Genomic DNA, 17,231 nt, shown 5'->3' with positions numbered 1-17,231 from the left:
CATGCCCACCACGCAATCGAATCAGCCGAACTTCGGCACGCCGGCCGCCTCGCTGCTGCCCGGCTTCGACAACCCGGTCGATGACGCCCAGCAGGTGTTCCGCGCCACGCTGGAAGCCTTCGCCCATCCGGGCCGGCTGGAGACGCTACCCGCCACCAGCGGCGTGCCCGAGGGCCTCTCGCCCGCGCTGGCCGCGCTGCTGCTGACGCTGGCCGACCCCGACACGCCGGTCTGGCTGCCCGCTGACGTCCCCGCCCCGGCGCGCGCCTTCCTGCGTTTCCACTGCGGCTGCCCGCTGGTCGATCAACTCGATGCCGCCAGCTTCGTCTGCGTGCCGGCCGGCCATGCGATGCCGGCCCTCGCCGACTGCGCCCAGGGCCAGCCGGCCTACCCGGACCGCTCGGCCACGCTGATCGTGGAGGTGGCCTCGCTGACCGATGGCGACACGCTCACGCTGCACGGCCCCGGCATCGAGACCACGCAGGCGCTGACCGTCACCGGCCTGCCCGTCGATTTCCGGGCCAGCTGGCGCGCGAACAACGCCAGCTTTCCGCTCGGTGTGGACCTGCTGCTGGCCAGCGGCAACCAATTCTGCGCGCTCACGCGCACCACGCACCTTACGCACCTTACGCACCTTACGCACCTGACGCACGGGGAGAACTGACATGTACGTAGCCGTGAAGGGAGGCGAACGCGCCATCCTGAACTCGTACCAGATGCTCGACAGCTATCGCCGTGGCGATACGTCGGTGCCGGAACTCACGCTCGCCCAGATCCGCGAGCAGATGCCGCTGGCCGTGGCCCGCGTGATGGCCGAAGGCTCGCTTTACGATCCGCACCTCGCCGCCCTCGCTCTCAAGCAGGCCGCCGGCGACCAGATCGAGGCGATCTTCCTGCTGCGCGCCTATCGCACCACGCTGGCGCGCTTCGGCTACACCCAGCCGCTCGATACCGGCGCCATGCGCCTGCAACGCCGCATTTCGTCGACATTCAAGGACGTGCCCGGCGGCCAGGTACTCGGCCCGACCTACGACTACACCCAGCGTCTGCTCGACTTCTCGCTCGAAGCTGGCCGCGACCCCGAGCCGCTGCCGCCATCGGCCCAGCCGCTGGCCGGCGGCATGCCACGCGTGACGGGCCTGCTGGAAGCCGATGAACTGGTGGAAGCGGACACCATCCCCCCCGGCGACCCCGCCCCGCCCGACCTGACGCGCGAGCCGCTGACCTTGCCGGCTGACCGCGCCGCCCGCCTGCAGAACCTGGCGCGCGGTGACGAGGGCTTCCTGCTGTCGATGGGTTACTCGACCCAGCGCGGCTACGGCAACTCGCACCCGTTCGCGGCGGAGATCCGCTACGGCACCGCCGAGGTGGAACTGTTCGTCGAGGAACTGGGCTTCGCCGTGACGATCGGCGAGGTCGAGCTGACCGAGTGCCAGATGGTCAGCCAGTTCAGCGGCAATGCCGACGAGGCGCCCCGTTTCACGCGCGGCTACGGGCTGGTGTTCGGCTACAACGAGCGCAAGGCCATGTCGATGGCGCTGGCGGACCGCGCGATGCGCGCGGCGGAGCTGGGCGAAGCCGCCGACGCCCCGGCCAACGACATCGAATTCATGCTTTATCACAGCGACAACGTGGAGGCCTCGGGCTTCGTCCAGCACTTGAAGCTGCCCCACTACGTCGACTTCCAGGCCAACCTGGAACTGCTGCGCCGCCTGCGCGCCGAGCAGGCGGCCGCCGCGCCGCAGGCCGCATCCGCGCCGACGCCGGCCCCCGCACCGGCCGCCACCCAAGAGGAAACGCTGGCATGACACAGACCATCGCCCATCCGGCCGCCGTCGCCCGCGACGACCACTACAACTTCGGCTACCTCGACGAATCCACCAAGCGCATGCTGCGCCGCGCGCTGCTCAAGGCCGTGGCGATTCCGGGCTACCAGGTGCCGTTCGGCAGCCGCGAGATGCCGCTGCCCTATGGCTGGGGCACGGGTGGCATCCAGGTGACGGCCGCCATCATCGGCAAGCAGGACGTGCTGAAGGTGATCGACCAGGGTTCCGACGACACCACCAACGCCATCAACATCCGCCGCTTCTTCGGCCGCGTGACCGGGGTGCAGACCACCGAGCGCACCGCCGAGGCATCGATCATCCAGACCCGCCACCGCATTCCCGAGACGGCACTGCGCGCGGGCCAGACCATGGTCTATCAGGTGCCCATTCCCGAGCCGCTGCGCTGGCTGGAGCCGAGCGAGACCGAGACGCGCACCATGCATGCGCTGTCCGAGTACGGCGCCATGCACGTCAAGCTTTACGAGGATATTGCCCACCACGGGCATATCGCCACGACCTACGACTATCCCGTGATCGTCAACCAGCGGTACATGATGCGCCCGTCGCCGATTCCGAAGTTCGACAACCCCAAGCTCGACCGCAGCCCCGCGCTGATGCTGTTCGGCGCCGGCCGCGAGAAGCGCGTCTACGCCGTGCCGCCGTACACGTCCGTCAAGAGCCTCGATTTCAAGGACCACCCGTTCACGGTGGAGAAATGGTCCAGCTGCTGCGCCCAGTGCGGCGCCACGGACAGCTATCTCGACGAAATCATCACCGACGACGCCGGCACCCGCATGTTCGTCTGCTCGGACACCGAGTACTGCGCCGACCGCCAGGCCGCGCAGGCCGTGGAAGCCGCGGGAGTGCGCCAATGACCGCCACGCCGCTTCTTTCCGTCCGCCATCTCACGCGCACCTGGGACGGCCTGCACGGCTGCCACGACGTCAGCTTCGACCTCTATCCGGGCGAAGTGCTCTGCGTGGTCGGCGAATCCGGCTCGGGCAAGAGCACGCTGCTGCAGGCCCTGTCGATGCAGGCGCCGCCGCAGCGCGGCAGCGTCAGCTATGACATGCGCGAATCGGGCCTGACCGACCTTGCCACGCTTTCCAGCGCCCGCATGCGGCTGCTGGCGCGCACCGACTGGGGCTTCGTGCGCCAGCATGCCCGCGACGGCCTGCGCATGCAGGTCAGCGCCGGCGCCAACATCGCCGAGCGGCTGATGGCCGTGGGCGAGCGCCACTACGGCAACCTGCGCGAAGTGGCCGGCGCCTGGCTCGAGAAGATGGAAATCGACCTGTCCCGGCTCGACGACGTGCCCGGCACGTTCTCGGGTGGCATGCAGCAGCGCCTGCAGATTGCACGGAACCTCGTCACCCATCCGCGCCTGGTCTTCATGGACGAGCCGACCGCCTCGCTCGACGTCTCCGTGCAGGCCCGCCTGCTCGACCTGCTGCGCCGCCTGGTCACCGATCTCGGCCTCGCCGCCGTGCTGGTCACCCACGATCTGGCCGTGGCCCGGCTGCTGGCCCACCGCACGCTGGTCATGCAGGGCGGCCGCGTAGTGGAACAGGGGCTCACCGACCAGATCCTCGACGACCCCCAGCACCCCTACACCCAGCTGCTGGTCTCCTCCATCCTGCAAGGCTGACGACGATGTCCACCGACAACCTCCACACCCCTGCCGAGCGACTGATCGAGGTGCGCGGCCTTGGGAAGATGTTCACGCTGCACAACCAGGGCGGCATCCGCCTGCCCGTGCTGCGCGCGATCGATTTCGACGCCGCACGTGGCGAATGCCTGGTGCTGTCTGGCCGTTCCGGCACCGGCAAGAGCACGCTGCTGCGCTGCCTCTACGGCAACTATCTGGCCACCGAAGGCACCATCCGCCTGCGCGATACCAGCGCCGAGGGCGCGCCGTGGGTCGAGCTGACCCAGGCCCCCGAGCAACGCATCCTGCATCTGCGCCGCCATGTGATCGGCTACGTCAGCCAGTTCCTGCGCGCCATCCCGCGCGTCTCGGCACTCGACGTGGTAGCAGACCCGCTCCAGCAGCGCGGCACCTCGCACGAGGAAGCCCGCGCCCGCGCCGCCGTGCTGCTCGAACGGCTGAACCTGCCGCGCCGCCTCTGGGACCTGCCGCCCGCCACCTTCTCGGGCGGCGAGCAGCAGCGCGTGAACATCGCGCGCGGGCTGATCGGCGGCCATCCGATCCTGCTGCTCGACGAGCCCACCGCCTCGCTCGACGCCGACAACCGCGCCGTGGTGATCGACCTGATCCGCGAAGCCCTGGCCGAAGGCCGCGCGCTGATCGGCATCTTCCACGACGAAGCCGTACGCGACGCCGTGGCCACGCGCCTGCTGCCGCTGCAACCCGCTACCGCCATCGCCTGACGGACGACCGCCCCCATGACCACCACCTACCTGACCCACGCCACGCTGGTCCTGCCGGACCGCGTGCTGCAAGACAGCGCCCTGCTGATCGAGGATGGCCGCATCGCCGCCATCGAACCCGCTCCGGCTGCCGTGCCGGCCCACGCCACCGTGATCGACCTGCGCGGCCACGCGGTCATGCCGGGGCTGATCGACGTGCACTGCGACGCCATCGAAAAAGAGGCCGAGCCGCGCGCCAATGTGCTGTTTCCGCTGGACTTCGCCGTGGCGCAGGTGGACCGCCGCAACGCCGCCGCCGGCATCACCACGCCGTACCACGCGCTCTCGTTCGCCAGCAACCAGTTCGGCGTGCGCAACAACGACACCGCCGCCACGCTGGTGCGTACCGTGGCCGCGTACCGCGCGCACAGCCTGGTCGACAACCGCATCCACTGCCGCTACGAGGTGACCGACGCCGCCGCCGTGCCCGTGCTCGAAATGCTGATGGCCGAAGGCGTGGTGGACCTGCTTTCCGTGATGGATCACTCCCCGGGCCAGGGCCAGTTCAAGACGCTGGACGCCTATCTCTCGTACATGATGGGCAACCACGGCATGAGCCGCGAGGAAGCCGCCGACGCCGCCGCCAGGAAATCCGCCGAGCTGGACGGTGCGCACGAGCGCGTGAACCGGCTGGTGGCCCGGGCGCACGAACTGGGCATTCCCACGGCCAGCCATGACGACGACAGCCCCCAGCGCATTGCCGCGATGCAGGCACTCGGGGTGCGGATGAGCGAGTTCCCGATCAACCTGGAGACCGCCCGCGCGGCGGCCACGCACGCGCTGCCGACCATCCTCGGCGCCCCCAACGTGCTGCGCGGCAAGAGCCAGAGCGGGTCGATGCGCGCCATCGACGCCATCCATGCCGGGGTGGGCAACATCCTCTGTTCGGACTACCAGCCGTCCACGCTGATTGCCTCGGCCTACGCCGCCGCCCGGCAGGCCGACCTGCCGCTCAACGAGGCGCTGGCGCTGGTCACCGCCAACCCGGCCGATGCCTGCCTGCTCGACGACCGGGGCCGCCTGGCGCCGGGTCTGCGCGCAGACCTGATCGCCGTGGCCACGGTGGCCGGGCAGCCGCTGGTCACGCACACGTGGTCGGCGGGCCGGCTGGTGTTCTCGGCCGGCTACCCGGCTGGCGCGGTGCAGCAAGCCGCGCCGCGCGAAGCCATGCGCGAGGTCGCCTGATGCGAGCCGCGCAGTCGGACGAACAGGCCGCCGGACTGGCGCAGGTGGTGGCGGTGAGCCGCAGCCCCGTGCACGGCTTCAGCAAGCCGCGCGAGGCGTCCATCCGGCTGCTGCCCGGCATCGGCGTGGAAGGCGACGCCCATGCCGGCACCACGGTCAAGCACCGCTCGCGCGTGGCCGTGGACCCGACCCAGCCGAACCTGCGTCAGGTCCACCTGATCCACGCCGAGCTGCACGCGGCGCTGGCGGCGGCCGGGTTCGACATCGGCTATGGGGAACTGGGCGAGAACATCACCACGGCCGGCATCGACCTGCTCGCGCTGCCGGTCGGCACCCGCTTGCGGATTGGCGATGCACAGATCGAGATCACCGGGCTGCGCAACCCGTGCGCGCAGATCGAGCAGTTCCGCGAGGGGCTGCTGAGTCAGGTGGTGGTTAAGGACGCGCACGGCGAGATCGTGCGCAAGGCTGGCGTGATGGGCGTAGTCGTAGCGGGCGGCGTGGTGCGGCCCGGGCAGGGCATCGAAACGACGCTGCCGCCACTGCCGCACAAACGGCTGGAACGCGTCTGAAGCGTTTGAAACGGGTCTGACGAGTACGAGAAGCCGGCGCGTGCCGCACATCTTCTTACTATAGATTGCCGGGGCAGGCGCGTTCCTCAGGGCTTGTCCCAATCCCCTCGCGCTCGCGTTCCGGCGCCTTCCTCTCTATATATAAGGAAGGCGGGCCGCCAAGCAGGACGGCCGGATCGCACCCGAGGAGCCAGCATGCCGTTCAAACCCATACTGCCAGCCATGCTGGCTGTTTTTTTATGTGCGGCCTGCGCGCCGCCGATGCTGGCTGACCGCTCGGCGCCCTTGCAGGGCCCCACCGCCCCAAAGCCCTACCCGCCGCCGCCTGAAACTCGCGCCACGCCCATCGCGGCGCGTGTGATCGAGTTACAGGGCAGTTGCAAGCGGACCGAGGAGGATGGCTTCCGCGAGGACGCACTGGTCAAGGTTTCACACAATGCCGTGCAGGCCCTGAGATGGAAGCTCTGGGTGTCCCGGAAGGGTTCGTGCCAGTTCGATCTGGAGGATTTCAAGCAGGTACAGCAGACGCCACACATCGAACTGCATGCAATTGACGGCAGCGGCTGCAAACTGATGGTGTGGCAGGACCCGCGCCGGGTGACGCTGGCCCATGCCCGCTGCGAGAAACACTGCACGCCGGGAATCTACGAGCAGGCGTGGCCGGTGCTGTTCGACCCGAAAAGCGGCGCTTGCGCGGAGATCCGCTAAGCGCCCTCGGGGGATCGGAGGAAGTTACTGCTGGGTCGCGAACTGGATGCGGTGCAGGCCCGCGTAGAGCCCGTTGGCGGCGAGCAGTTCGGCATGGCTGCCATGCTCGGCCACGCGGCCCTGCTCCAGCACGACGATGCGGTCGGCGTTCTCGATCGTGGACAGGCGGTGGGCGATCACGAGCGTGGTCCGCCCCACCATCAGCGACTCCAGCGCCGCCTGCACCTGCCGCTCCGATTCGGAATCGAGCGCGGAAGTGGCCTCGTCCAGGATCAGGATCGGGGCATCCTTGTAGATCGCACGCGCAATGGCCAACCGCTGGCGCTGCCCGCCAGACAGCTTCATGCCGTTGTCGCCGATATTGGTCTCCAGCCCCTCCGGCAACCCCTTGACCGTATCGGTCAGGTAGGCCGCTGCGAGTGCACGCTCCACGCGTGCCATATCGATCGCCTCACGCGGATGAACGCCGTAGGCCACATTGGCCGCCACGGTATCGTTGAACAGCACGACATCCTGGCTCACGAACGCGATCTGGCGACGCAGGTCGGCCAGCGCGAACTGGGCGATGGGCTGGCCGTCGAGCACGATCCGGCCGTCGGTCGGATCGAAGAAGCGCGGCACGAGATTGACCAGCGTGGTCTTGCCGCTGCCGGACGGACCCACCAGCGCCACCACCTCGCCCGGGGCCACCCGGAAATTGACGTGCTGGAGCGCCGGCCGGCCGGCATCGCCATAGCGGAAACCGACGTCCTCGAACACCAGATCGCCCTTCGCACGTTCGAGCGGCAGGCCTTCGGTCTGCGGCTCGATCGGCTCGTCGATGAGGCGGAAGATCATCTCGGCGGCGGTGAGCCCGCGCTGCAGCGGCTGGTTCAGGTCGGTCAGGTGCTTGAGCGGCGAGATCAGCAGCAGCATCGCCATGACAAAGCCGGTGAAGCCGCCCACGGTGGTCTGGTTGCCCTGGGCCTGGATCATCGCGATGGTCAGGATCACCGACAGTGCCAGCGAGGCCAGGAACGCGGTGACCGGCTGGTTCAGCCCGCCCGCCACGGCCATGCGCATCGAGTAGCCGCGCAGGCGCTCGGCCATGGCCTCGAAGCGCGACTGCTCGTAGGCCTCCCCGCCGTGCAGCTTGACCACCTTGTAGCCGCCGGCGGCTTCCTCGACCACGTACGCGGCCTCGTTGGTCAGCGTCTGGTGGTCACGGTTCAGCCGGCGCAGGCGCCGGTTCACCTTCGACATGATGAAGCCGATTACCGGTAGCAGCACCGCCACCACCAGCGTAAGCCGCCAGTTGGTGTAGAACAGGTAGATCAGCAGCGCCAGCACGGTCAGCGAGTCTCGCACCAGCGTGATCAGCACCCCGGTCAGGATCTGCATCACCTGGTTGACCTCGAAGATCACGGCGTTGATCAGCGACGCGGCGGTGTTGCGGTGGAAGAACAGCGCGGGCGCCTGCAGCATGCGGCCGAACATCTGCATGCGCATCTTGAACAGCACGCGGTTCGAGATCTGCGCCAGCAGGTAGCCGGACGCGAACTGCGCCACGCCACGGACCAGCGCCACACCGGTCAGCAGCGCGGGCACATGCCAGAGCTTGCCGGCGTAGTCGCCGCCAAACCCTTTGTCGAGCAGGTCGTTGACGACCTTCGGGATAATCCCCTCGCTGGCGGCCACCAGCCCCATGGCGAAGATGGCCAGCGCGAACAGGCGCATCTCTGGCTTCAGGTAAGCCCAGACCCGCTTGAGGGTGTCGGCTTCCTGGGGCGTTTGTTTATTGTTTTCGTTCACGATGACTCCGCCCCGCTCGCACGGGGGGTTGTGCCTGCCAAGACTGCGACTACCGCTAGAATGGCGTTCCAAAAGGGGAACCTTGCAAGCATCTCTATGAAAATCTCTGTCGTACTGATTACGAAAAACGAGGCACACAATATCCGGGAGTGCCTCGAAAGCGTCTCCTGGTGCGACCGCGCGATTATAGTGGATTCGGGCAGCACGGACGGCACCGTGGAGGCTGCCCGCGCCATGGGTGCGGAGGTCTACGAAACCGCCACGTGGCCTGGTTTCGGCCCCCAGAAAAACCTCGCCCTCTCCAAGGCCCAGAGTGAGTGGGTCCTGTCCATCGACGCCGACGAGCGTGTCACGCCCGCGCTGCGCGACGAGATCCTGGCCGCCATCGACTCGGGCCAGGCCGATGCCTATGACATGCCCCGGCTCTCGCGGTTCTGCGGCCGGTTCATCCGCCACGGCGGCTGGTATCCGGACCGCCTCACCCGCCTGTTCCGGCTGGGCAAGGCCCGCTTCACCGATGACCTCGTCCACGAGAACGTGGTCACCGATGCTCCGGTGGCCCATCTGCGTTCACCGCTGCTGCACTACACCTACGACGACTTCTCGCAGGTGCTGCGCAAGATCGATCAATATTCAACGCTCGGCGCCCGGCAAGCCTTCGCGCGCGGCAAGACCGCCTCGCCAGCCAGCGCCCTGCTGCACGGCACCTGGGCCTTCCTGCGGACCTACCTGTTCCGGCGCGGCTTCCTCGACGGCCCGCAGGGGCTCGGCGTGGCGCTGATGAACGGGCAGGCCAGTTACTACAAGCACGTCAAGCTGTGGCTGCTGCACCGGCAGGCAGCGGAGACACCCCCGCCATCAGCCGGTTTGCCACCACGCTGAATTCACGCGCAGTGGGCCCAAAGCCCATCTGCTCGATATGGACCGCCGCGTGCGCCAGCAGCGCGGCACGCAGCGAGACATCCCGCAGGCCGCGCCCGATCGCATCCGCCAGCGCCGGCGCATCGCCGACGGGCACCAGTAGCCCCGCCCGGCCCTCATCGAGAATCTCGCGCGGCCCGGTCGGGCAGTCGGTACTGACCACAACCTGACCCACCGCCAGCGCCTCCAGCAGGACATTCGGCAGCCCTTCCATCTTCGAACTGAACGCCATCAGGCGCGCGCGCCGGATCCAGGCGTACGGGTTCGACTGGAAACCCTGGAACGTGACGCGGTCAGCAATGCCGAGCGACTTGGCCAGGGCCTCGAGTTGCGGGCGGGAGGCGCCATCGCCGACGATGACCAGCCTGTCCTCGATACCATCCGCCACCAGCCGCGCATAGGCGTGCAGCAGCGTGGTGAAGTCCTTCTGGCTCTCCTCGAGCCGGCCCACCGACACGACGAACGGCCCGGCCGGCGCATCGACCGGTGCCTTGGCCTTCTCGCGGATGCTGTCCAGATCGATCGGGTTGTAGAGCCGTACGAACCGGTCCGCAGCCTCCGGGATCAGCGCCTGCGCATCGCGCAGCATGCTGTCATTGAGCACGACCACGGCATCGTAATGCTCGCGGCACTGCCGCCGCAGCTTGCGGAGCTTGCGGCCATGCCCGCGCGCAAGGTGCGCCACGCTGAAATGCTGGTAGCCCATCATCGGCACGGGCAGCTTGCCCGTCAGCCGAGACACGGACATGTCGTAGTCCACTACGAGGTCATAGCCCTGCAGGATCTTGCGGAAGCGCCGGTTCAGCACCGGCTTGCGCACCGGCGGCAGCAGCAGTTCCTCGTAGATCTTGCCGAGCGGCCCGAGCTTGCGCTTCTTCTTGAGCTGCCGGCAGTGCGACAGCCAGGCCTCGGGCGCCAGCACGTGGACCTTCACGTCCTTCGGCAATCTCTCAAGAAAATGCGAGGCCAGTTCGTCCGACGGATAGGTGATCGTCAGCCCGATCTCGAACTGGCTGCGGTCCAGCGAGGTCAGCAGCGAGACCAGCGCGGTCTCGATTCCCCCATGCAGCAGATGGGTGACGTGGAACAGGATGCGCCGCTTGCCGCCCTGCGTCATCGATTGCACCGCCGCCTCAGCCATAGATCATCCGGACGCTATCGCCCAGCGCGTTGCGGAAGGTGGTCAGCGCGTCGTCCGACGGCGTGACCTGCCATTGCTCGCCCAGCGTGGCCTCGCACTGCGCGGTCTTGTTGACGTAGCGAATACGCACCGGCACGCCGGGCGTACGCGCCGTGTGGGCAAGGTACGGCGTCAGCAGTTCGCGCAGCCGCTCGGTGGAGGCGTTGCCGTTGAAACCCAGGCAGATCGCATCGGCATACTTGGCGCGCGCGGCCACGAGGTCCATCACCGACTCAGCCGTGAACCGCACGCCGCCGGTGAACGTATCGTGGCGGGCATTGCCCTGCGCAATCAGCAGCTCATCCTCGCGGAACATGTGGCGGTTCGCGTCGAACAACTCGTTGAACACGGTCATCTCGATCTGGCCCGTACCATCGTCGAGCAGCACGATCAACATTTTGCCGCGCTGGGTCATCTGCGTGCGAATGCCGGTGATGACGCCCGCCACGATCTTGCCCCGCACGTCGCGGCCATAGCCGCCGCCATTGCCCTGCACTTCCTTCTCGAGCCCGGCCAGCGTGCCCTTGACGAAGCGGCGTACCTCGTCGCGCCAGGCGTCGAACAGGTGCCCCGAGAAGTAGTAGCCGAGCGCCTGCTTTTCCTCCTGCAGCGTGCGCTTGGGCGTCCAGCGCGGCTCGTCGAGCAGTTCCGGGCGGTGGGCATCGCCGGCGTCGCCCATCAGGTCGAACAGCGACACCTGGTTGGCCGACTCCGCCTTCTGCTCGGCCGCTTCCATGGCGATGGACACCGAGGCCAGCAACTGGCCACGATTGTCATTGAGACTGTCGAACGCGCCGGCGCGGATCAGCGCCTCGATCGTGCGGCGATTGACCTGCCGGCGGTCCACGCGCTCGCAGAAGTCGAACAGGTCCGCGAACGGCTTTTCCTCGCGGGCGCGCAGGATGTCCTCGATGGCGCCCTGCCCCGAGCCCTTGATGCCGCCCAGCCCGTAGCGGATGGTCCTGGCATCGGTCGGGGCGAAGCGGTATTCGCTGGCGTTGACGTCTGGCGGCAGCACGGCGATGCCGTTCAGGCGGCAATCCTCATAAAGGATCTTGACCTTGTCCGTATCGTCCATGGCCAGCGACATGTTGGCCGCCATGAATTCGGCCGGATGGTGCGCCTTGAGCCACGCCGTGTAGTACGCCAATAGCGCGTAGGCGGCCGCGTGCGACTTGTTGAAGCCGTAGCCGGCGAACTTCTCCATCAGGTCGAAGATGTCGTCGGCCTGCTGTGACGACAGCCCGTTCTTGGCGGCGCCCTCGCGGAACAGCTCGCGGTGCTTGGCCATCTCCTCGGCCTTCTTCTTGCCCATGGCGCGGCGCAACAGGTCGGCGCCGCCAAGCGAGTAGCCACCGATGATCTGCGCCATCTGCATCACCTGCTCCTGGTAGACCATGATGCCGTAGGTCTCCTTGAGCACCGGTTCCACGCGCGGATCGGGGTACTCGACCTTCTCGCGGCCATGCTTGCGGGCGCAGAAGCTCGGGATCAGGTCCATCGGACCCGGGCGATACAGTGCCACGAGGGCGATGATGTCCTCGAAGCGGTCAGGCTTGGCGTCTTTCAGCATGCCCTGCATGCCCCGGCTTTCCAGCTGGAACACGGCCACCGTGTTGGCGGTCTTCAGGATGTCGAACGCGGGGCCATCGGCCAGCGGGATCTGGCTGCAATTCCAGTCAGCCTTGCTCGGGTCCAGCCGGCGGATGTAGCGCTCGGCCCAGTCGAGAATGGTCAGCGTGGTCAGGCCCAGGAAGTCGAACTTGACCAGGCCGGCGGCCTCCACGTCGTCCTTGTCGTACTGGCTCACCACGCCGCTCATGCCGTCGTTCTGGCCGCCCTGGGTGTAGAGCGGGCAGAAATCGGTGAGCCGGCCCGGCGCGATCAGCACGCCGCCGGCGTGCATGCCCACGTTCCGGGTCATGCCTTCCACGCGCTGCGCCAACTCCAGCAGCTGGCGCACCTCTTCCTCGTTGTTCTCGCGCTCGGCCAGGACCGGCTCTTCCTTCTTGGCTTCCTCGATGGTGACGAGCTTGCCCGGCTTGAACGGAATCAGCTTGGCCACGCCGTCGACAAAGCCATAGCCGAGATCCAGCACGCGGCCCACGTCGCGCACGGCCGCCTTGGCAGCCATGGTGCCGAACGTGGCGATCTGCGACACGGCGTCCTTGCCGTACTTCTCCTTCACATACGTGATCACGCGGTCGCGGCCGTGCTGGCAGAAGTCGATGTCGAAGTCGGGCATCGAGACCCGCTCCGGATTCAGGAAACGCTCGAACAGCAGCGCGTACTTGAGCGGGTCCAGGTCGGTAATGCCCAGCGCGTACGCCACGAGCGAGCCGGCGCCCGAGCCACGGCCCGGCCCCACCGGCACGCCGTTGTTCTTGGCCCAGTTGATGAAGTCCGCCACGATCAGGAAGTAGCCCGGGAAGCCCATCTTGATGATGGTGCCGGTCTCGAACTCCAGCCGCGCGTAGTACTCGGGCCGCTGCGCCTCGCGCTCGGCTTCGTCCGGGAACAGGACAACCAGCCGCTTCTCGAGGCCCTCGCGCGCCATGTGGATCAGGTAGTCGTCGAGCGACATGCCGTCCGGCGTGGGGAACAGCGGCAGGCGCGGCTTGCCCAGTTCCAGCGTCAGGTTGCAGCGCCGCGCGATCTCGACGGCGTTCTGCAGCGCGGAAGGAATGTCCGCGAACAGCGCGCACATCTCGTCCTGCGTCTTGAAATACTGGTCGGTCGTGAACTTGCGCGTGCGGCGCGGGTTGGCCAGCAACTCGCCTTCCGCGATGCAGACGCGGGCCTCGTGCGCCGTGAAGTCGTCCGGCGTCATGAACTGCACCGGGTGCGTGGCCACCACCGGCAGCTGCATCGCGGCAGCCAGCTGCACGGCCTGCTGGACGTAGGCATCGGTGCCGGGGTGCCCGGCCCGTTGCAGTTCGATATAGAACCGCTGCGGGAACACGCGCGCCCAGTGCTGCGCAGCGCGGCGGGCGCCTTCCTCATTGCCGTTGGCCAGCGCCTGACCGATATCGCCGCCCATGGCGCCGGATAGTGCGATCATGCCCGTGGCCAGCGGCAGCCCGTCCTCGCCGGGTTCGTCGAACCAGCCCGGCTCGATCTCGGCGCGGCCCTTGTGCTGGTTGCCCAGCCACGCACGCGAGAGCAGCATGCACAGGTTCAGGTAGCCACGGCGGTCCTGCACCAGCAGCAGCATGCGCGCGGGCTTGTCGCGGTCATCGGCGTTGGTCAGCCAGACGTCAGCGCCCACTACCGGTTTCACGCCGTCCCCGCGCGCTTCCTTGTAGAAGCGGATCAGGCCGAATGCGTTGGCGAGGTCGGTCAGGGCGAGCGCGCCCATGCCATCCTTGGCGGCGGCCTTGACGGCATCCTCCAGACGGACGATGCCGTCCACGACGGAGTATTCGGAATGCAGGCGGAGGTGTACGAAGCGGGGTGCAGACATAGGGCGCCATTGTACCGGCTCCCCCCGCCTGAAAACTTGAGACTTTTCGGAAAATGAGGGGCTCGGGCGACGTCTGGTCCGGTCCAGGGTGCCTGGAAACGGGGTGTCAGCCCGGCTCGCAAGCGGCTATAATTTCGCCTTTCCAATCAGGCAGTTATCGCGCGGCCCGCCGCGCGGTCCGGCAGCGCCCATCCCATGCAGATCGTCAATATTTCCGCTTACAAATTCGTCACGCTGGACGACATCGAGACCCTGCGCCCGGAAATGCGCGCGCGCTGCGAGGCGGCCGGCCTCAAGGGCACGATCCTGCTGGCGCCCGAGGGCATCAACATGTTCCTGGCCGGCCCGCGCGACGCCATCGACACCTTCATGGCCTGGCTCCATGCCGACGCGCGCTTCGCGGACATCGCGCCCAAGGAGAGCCTGTCGGACAACCAGCCGTTCAAGCGGATGCTGGTGCGCGCCAAGAAGGAAATCATCACCATGAAGATGCCGCTGATCCGCCCCGAGGCGGGCCGGGCGCCGTCCGTGCGGCCCGTGGATCTCAAGCGCTGGCTTGACCAGGGCCACGACGACGCCGGCCGCCCCGTGGTGATGCTCGATACACGCAATGCGTTCGAGGTGGCCGTGGGCACCTTCGAGAACGCGGTGGAATACGACATTGCGAAATTCAGCGATTTTCCGCCCGCCGTGGCCGCCCGCAAGGCCGAGCTGGAGGGCAAGACCGTAGTGTCGTTCTGCACCGGCGGCATCCGCTGCGAGAAAGCCGCCATCCACATGCAGGAAGTGGGCATGGAGCACATCTACCAGCTCGAAGGCGGCATCCTGAAGTACTTCGAGGAAGTGGGCGGCAGCCACTACAAGGGCGACTGCTTCGTGTTCGACTATCGAACCGCCCTGAACCCCAGCCTCGAGCCGGCCGGCCCGGTGCAGTGCTTTGCCTGCCGTGCGGTGGTCACGCCAGAGGAACAGCAACATCCAAGCTATGTGGTGGGCAAGCAATGCCCGCATTGCGCGGCGCAGAGCGGTCAGGCGGCCGCCTGACGCACACATCCCAACGCGAATTCACCTGGCAATTCGCCGAGTTCTTACGCGGCGAGCAGGTGATAGAGGTTGCGCAGCATGCCTGCGGTGGCGCCCCAGATGAAGCGGTGGCCACCTTCCTCGCGCGGGTACGGCATCGAATAAAACTGACGTTCGCCCTCCTCCCAGCGAAACAGCCGCCGCTCGTGGCGTGACGGGTCCATCAGGAAGGCCAGCGGCACTTCGAAGATGTCGGCCACCTCGCCGGCATCGGCCTCCAGCGCGAAGCCGGTGCGCACCAGCCCCACAATGGGGCTGACGTGGTAACCGGTGCCCGTGATGTAGTCGGGCAGCGAGCCGAGCACCTCGATATAGTCCCGATCAAGCCCGATCTCTTCCTTCGTCTCACGCAGCGCGGTGGCGATGCGGTCCGCATCGTAGGTTTCCTGCCGCCCGCCCGGAAAGCTGATCTGGCCCGCGTGGGCCTTGAGGTTGGCGTTGCGTTCGGTCAGCAGCACGGTCAGACCGTCCGTACGGTCCACCAGCGGCACCAGTACGGCGGCTTCGCGCAGGCCCCGACTCCTGTCGTAGACGCGCGACTCGTCAGTCAGCTCGGGCTCCCAGGCGGGCGGCGACAGCAGGCGGTGGCGGATGAAGTCCGGGCGCATCCGGGGCGCCGAGAGCGGCGCGCGGAGGGCATCGGTGCCGATGACCGGCAAGGTTTCTGGGTCGAATTTGGGGCGCATGACACCATCGAGTATGACAGAAGCGCGCCATGTCGCGCTGCAGCACACATACAAGCAAAAAGGACACCCGAAGGTGTCCTTTCCGAATCCGATACAGCACCGGTTGCCCGGTGCCGGACGGCATCGCCTTACTCGGCGGCAGCAGCCTTCGCAGCCTTCGAGACCAGCTTTTCCTTGATACGTGCCGACTTGCCCGAACGCTCGCGCAGGTAGTACAGCTTTGCACGGCGCACGTCGCCACGACGCTTCACTTCGATGCCGGCGATCAGCGGCGAGTACAGCTGGAACGTACGTTCCACGCCTTCACCCGACGAGATCTTGCGCACGATGAAGGACGAGTTCAGGCCACGGTTACGCTTGGCGATCACCACGCCTTCGTAGGCCTGCACGCGCTTGCGGGTGCCTTCCACGACGTTCACGTTGACGATCACGGTGTCGCCCGGGGCGAACGCGGGAATGGTCTTGTTCGCGGTCAGGCGCGCAATCTCTTCCTGCTCGATTTGCTCGATGAGATTCATCGTTTTTTCTCCATTACCATCATGCCAGCGTTGTATGCCCCAGGACTTGGCCCGGGCCCCGGCAGAGGATGGGGTTTCATTTGACGGGAGCGAACTCCCGCCCTGCTTTCGCCGTCCACTCCGACAGAAACTTCTCATCGGCCTTGGACAACAAACCTTGTCCGCGCGCCACCTCGATCAAATCGGGACGCTTGCGCGCGGTGTTGGCCAGCGCCTGCTGGCGCCGCCATTTCTCGATCTCGGCGTGATGGCCCCCAAGCAAAATATCGGGCACCCGCACACCTTCGTATTCTTCCGGCCGCGTGTAATGCGGACAATCCAGCAGGCCGTTGACGAAGCTGTCCTGCACGGCCGACTGCGCATCGCCCAGCACGCCAGGCAGATGCCGCACCACCGCGTCGATCAGCGCCATGGCCGGCAGTTCACCACCGGACAGGACGAAATCGCCGAGGCTGATTTCCTCGTCCACGCGGCGGTCGATCAGCCGCTGGTCGATTGCCTCGTAGCGGCCGCACAACAGCACCAACCCGGGGCGCCGCGACAGCGACATCACCTTCTCATGCGTGAGCGGGGCGCCCTGCGGCGACATCAGTACCACATGCGGGACTGCCACACCGGCTTCCGCCTGCGCCGCGGCCGCCGCGTCGATCGCGTCGTCCAGCGGCTTGGCCAGCATCACCATGCCAGGACCACCGCCGTAAGGCCGGTCGTCGATGGTGCGGTAATTGTCGACCGTGAAGTCGCGCGGATTCCAGGTGCGCAGCGCGTAACGCTGCTGCTTGGCCGCCCGGCTGGTAATGCCCCAGTCGGTCAGCGCCCGAAACATCTCGGGAAACAGCGTGATTACATCGAACTGCATCCGCGGCCC

At 67.2% G+C, this 17,231-nt stretch carries 16 protein-coding genes; 10 read left to right on the top strand and 6 right to left on the bottom strand.

Going from position 1 to position 17,231, the window contains the following annotated elements; translation table 11 throughout:
* Position 1: 1 nt before the first annotated feature.
* The 8 genes from phnH (at position 2) to AB4120_RS25525 (ending at position 6,721) form a co-directional block, all read left to right on the top strand.
* A complete protein-coding gene (phnH, locus tag AB4120_RS25560) occupies positions 2-664 on the top strand; it encodes a phosphonate C-P lyase system protein PhnH (protein WP_441642997.1) in 663 nt (220 codons plus the stop codon).
* A 1-nt stretch (position 665) separates the two neighbouring features.
* A complete protein-coding gene (locus AB4120_RS25555; RefSeq protein WP_441642996.1) occupies positions 666-1,808 on the top strand; it encodes a carbon-phosphorus lyase complex subunit PhnI in 1,143 nt (380 codons plus the stop codon).
* Positions 1,805-2,701, top strand: coding sequence for an alpha-D-ribose 1-methylphosphonate 5-phosphate C-P-lyase PhnJ (locus tag AB4120_RS25550; RefSeq protein ID WP_149136500.1), 897 nt, complete (start codon positions 1,805-1,807; stop codon positions 2,699-2,701). Before AB4120_RS25555 ends, AB4120_RS25550 begins: the two co-directional genes overlap by 4 nt.
* On the top strand, positions 2,698-3,474 hold the full coding sequence (gene phnK / locus AB4120_RS25545) for a phosphonate C-P lyase system protein PhnK (RefSeq protein ID WP_149137573.1): 777 nt from the start codon (positions 2,698-2,700) through the stop codon (positions 3,472-3,474). Before AB4120_RS25550 ends, phnK begins: the two co-directional genes overlap by 4 nt.
* A 5-nt stretch (positions 3,475-3,479) precedes the next feature.
* Positions 3,480-4,217 carry a phosphonate C-P lyase system protein PhnL gene (gene phnL / locus AB4120_RS25540; RefSeq protein WP_144197471.1) on the top strand — a complete coding sequence of 246 codons (738 nt, stop codon included), beginning with the start codon at positions 3,480-3,482 and terminating at the stop codon, positions 4,215-4,217.
* 15 nt (positions 4,218-4,232) lie between these two features.
* Positions 4,233-5,441, top strand: coding sequence for an alpha-D-ribose 1-methylphosphonate 5-triphosphate diphosphatase (locus AB4120_RS25535; RefSeq protein WP_149136501.1), 1,209 nt, complete (start codon positions 4,233-4,235; stop codon positions 5,439-5,441).
* Positions 5,441-6,013 carry an MOSC domain-containing protein gene (locus tag AB4120_RS25530; RefSeq protein ID WP_149136502.1) on the top strand — a complete coding sequence of 191 codons (573 nt, stop codon included), beginning with the start codon at positions 5,441-5,443 and terminating at the stop codon, positions 6,011-6,013. Before AB4120_RS25535 ends, AB4120_RS25530 begins: the two co-directional genes overlap by 1 nt.
* A gap of 195 nt (positions 6,014-6,208) precedes the next feature.
* Entirely contained in the window at positions 6,209-6,721 is a 513-nt protein-coding gene (locus tag AB4120_RS25525) for a hypothetical protein (RefSeq protein ID WP_149136503.1), read from the top strand.
* 24 nt (positions 6,722-6,745) lie between these two features.
* Here AB4120_RS25525 and msbA read toward each other — a convergent pair whose 3' ends face one another.
* Complete coding sequence (msbA, locus tag AB4120_RS25520; RefSeq protein ID WP_149136504.1) at positions 6,746-8,512, bottom strand: lipid A export permease/ATP-binding protein MsbA; 1,767 nt, start codon at positions 8,510-8,512, stop codon at positions 6,746-6,748.
* A gap of 96 nt (positions 8,513-8,608) precedes the next feature.
* Here msbA and AB4120_RS25515 point away from each other — a divergent pair, with 96 nt between their 5' ends.
* A complete protein-coding gene (locus AB4120_RS25515) occupies positions 8,609-9,394 on the top strand; it encodes a glycosyltransferase family 2 protein (RefSeq protein WP_149136505.1) in 786 nt (261 codons plus the stop codon).
* On the opposite strand, the gene AB4120_RS25510 is transcribed toward AB4120_RS25515, so the two are convergent.
* On the bottom strand, positions 9,324-10,574 hold the full coding sequence (locus AB4120_RS25510) for a glycosyltransferase (protein WP_244844493.1): 1,251 nt from the start codon (positions 10,572-10,574) through the stop codon (positions 9,324-9,326). The two genes, AB4120_RS25515 and AB4120_RS25510, sit on opposite strands and share 71 nt — an antisense overlap.
* Positions 10,567-14,076: a DNA polymerase III subunit alpha gene (dnaE, locus tag AB4120_RS25505; protein WP_149136506.1), complete on the bottom strand. Its 3,510-nt coding sequence runs from the start codon at positions 14,074-14,076 to the stop codon at positions 10,567-10,569. Before dnaE ends, AB4120_RS25510 begins: the two co-directional genes overlap by 8 nt.
* Before the next feature lie 195 nt (positions 14,077-14,271).
* Between dnaE and AB4120_RS25500 the strand changes: the two genes are divergently transcribed.
* Entirely contained in the window at positions 14,272-15,120 is an 849-nt protein-coding gene (locus AB4120_RS25500; RefSeq protein ID WP_144197464.1) for a sulfurtransferase, read from the top strand.
* Between the two features lie 44 nt (positions 15,121-15,164).
* On the opposite strand, the gene AB4120_RS25495 is transcribed toward AB4120_RS25500, so the two are convergent.
* The 3 genes from AB4120_RS25495 to trmD all read right to left on the bottom strand — a co-directional run bounded on the left by AB4120_RS25495 (position 15,165) and on the right by trmD (position 17,222).
* Entirely contained in the window at positions 15,165-15,845 is a 681-nt protein-coding gene (locus tag AB4120_RS25495) for a CoA pyrophosphatase (RefSeq protein WP_149136507.1), read from the bottom strand.
* A 128-nt stretch (positions 15,846-15,973) separates the two neighbouring features.
* On the bottom strand, positions 15,974-16,363 hold the full coding sequence (rplS, locus tag AB4120_RS25490) for a 50S ribosomal protein L19 (protein ID WP_144197462.1): 390 nt from the start codon (positions 16,361-16,363) through the stop codon (positions 15,974-15,976).
* A 76-nt stretch (positions 16,364-16,439) separates the two neighbouring features.
* The gene (trmD, locus tag AB4120_RS25485) at positions 16,440-17,222 is read right to left on the bottom strand and encodes a tRNA (guanosine(37)-N1)-methyltransferase TrmD (RefSeq protein ID WP_149136508.1); all 783 of its coding nucleotides are present in this window, start codon (positions 17,220-17,222) and stop codon (positions 16,440-16,442) included.
* Positions 17,223-17,231: the final 9 nt, after the last annotated feature.

It is taken from the genome of Cupriavidus sp. 2KB_3, from assembly GCF_052115685.1.
Lineage (GTDB): Bacteria > Pseudomonadota > Gammaproteobacteria > Burkholderiales > Burkholderiaceae > Cupriavidus > Cupriavidus campinensis.
The sequence above is the reverse complement of the archived record's forward strand: the minus strand, read 5'-3'. Positions and strand labels throughout refer to the sequence as shown.

Excerpts from the sequence above, each read along its gene's own strand:
- phnH (WP_441642997.1), top strand. The coding sequence starts at position 2 with ATGCCCACCACGCAATCGAATCAGCCGAACTTCGGCACGCCGGCCGCC.
- AB4120_RS25555 (WP_441642996.1), top strand. The coding sequence starts at position 666 with ATGTACGTAGCCGTGAAGGGAGGCGAACGCGCCATCCTGAACTCGTAC.
- AB4120_RS25550 (WP_149136500.1), top strand. The coding sequence starts at position 1,805 with ATGACACAGACCATCGCCCATCCGGCCGCCGTCGCCCGCGACGACCAC.
- phnK (WP_149137573.1), top strand. The coding sequence starts at position 2,698 with ATGACCGCCACGCCGCTTCTTTCCGTCCGCCATCTCACGCGCACCTGG.
- phnL (WP_144197471.1), top strand. The coding sequence starts at position 3,480 with ATGTCCACCGACAACCTCCACACCCCTGCCGAGCGACTGATCGAGGTG.
- AB4120_RS25535 (WP_149136501.1), top strand. The coding sequence starts at position 4,233 with ATGACCACCACCTACCTGACCCACGCCACGCTGGTCCTGCCGGACCGC.
- AB4120_RS25530 (WP_149136502.1), top strand. The coding sequence starts at position 5,441 with ATGCGAGCCGCGCAGTCGGACGAACAGGCCGCCGGACTGGCGCAGGTG.
- AB4120_RS25525 (WP_149136503.1), top strand. The coding sequence starts at position 6,209 with ATGCCGTTCAAACCCATACTGCCAGCCATGCTGGCTGTTTTTTTATGT.
- AB4120_RS25515 (WP_149136505.1), top strand. The coding sequence starts at position 8,609 with ATGAAAATCTCTGTCGTACTGATTACGAAAAACGAGGCACACAATATC.
- AB4120_RS25510 (WP_244844493.1), bottom strand. The coding sequence starts at position 10,574 with ATGGCTGAGGCGGCGGTGCAATCGATGACGCAGGGCGGCAAGCGGCGC.
- dnaE (WP_149136506.1), bottom strand. The coding sequence starts at position 14,076 with ATGTCTGCACCCCGCTTCGTACACCTCCGCCTGCATTCCGAATACTCC.
- AB4120_RS25500 (WP_144197464.1), top strand. The coding sequence starts at position 14,272 with ATGCAGATCGTCAATATTTCCGCTTACAAATTCGTCACGCTGGACGAC.
- AB4120_RS25495 (WP_149136507.1), bottom strand. The coding sequence starts at position 15,845 with ATGCGCCCCAAATTCGACCCAGAAACCTTGCCGGTCATCGGCACCGAT.
- rplS (WP_144197462.1), bottom strand. The coding sequence starts at position 16,363 with ATGAATCTCATCGAGCAAATCGAGCAGGAAGAGATTGCGCGCCTGACC.
- trmD (WP_149136508.1), bottom strand. The coding sequence starts at position 17,222 with ATGCAGTTCGATGTAATCACGCTGTTTCCCGAGATGTTTCGGGCGCTG.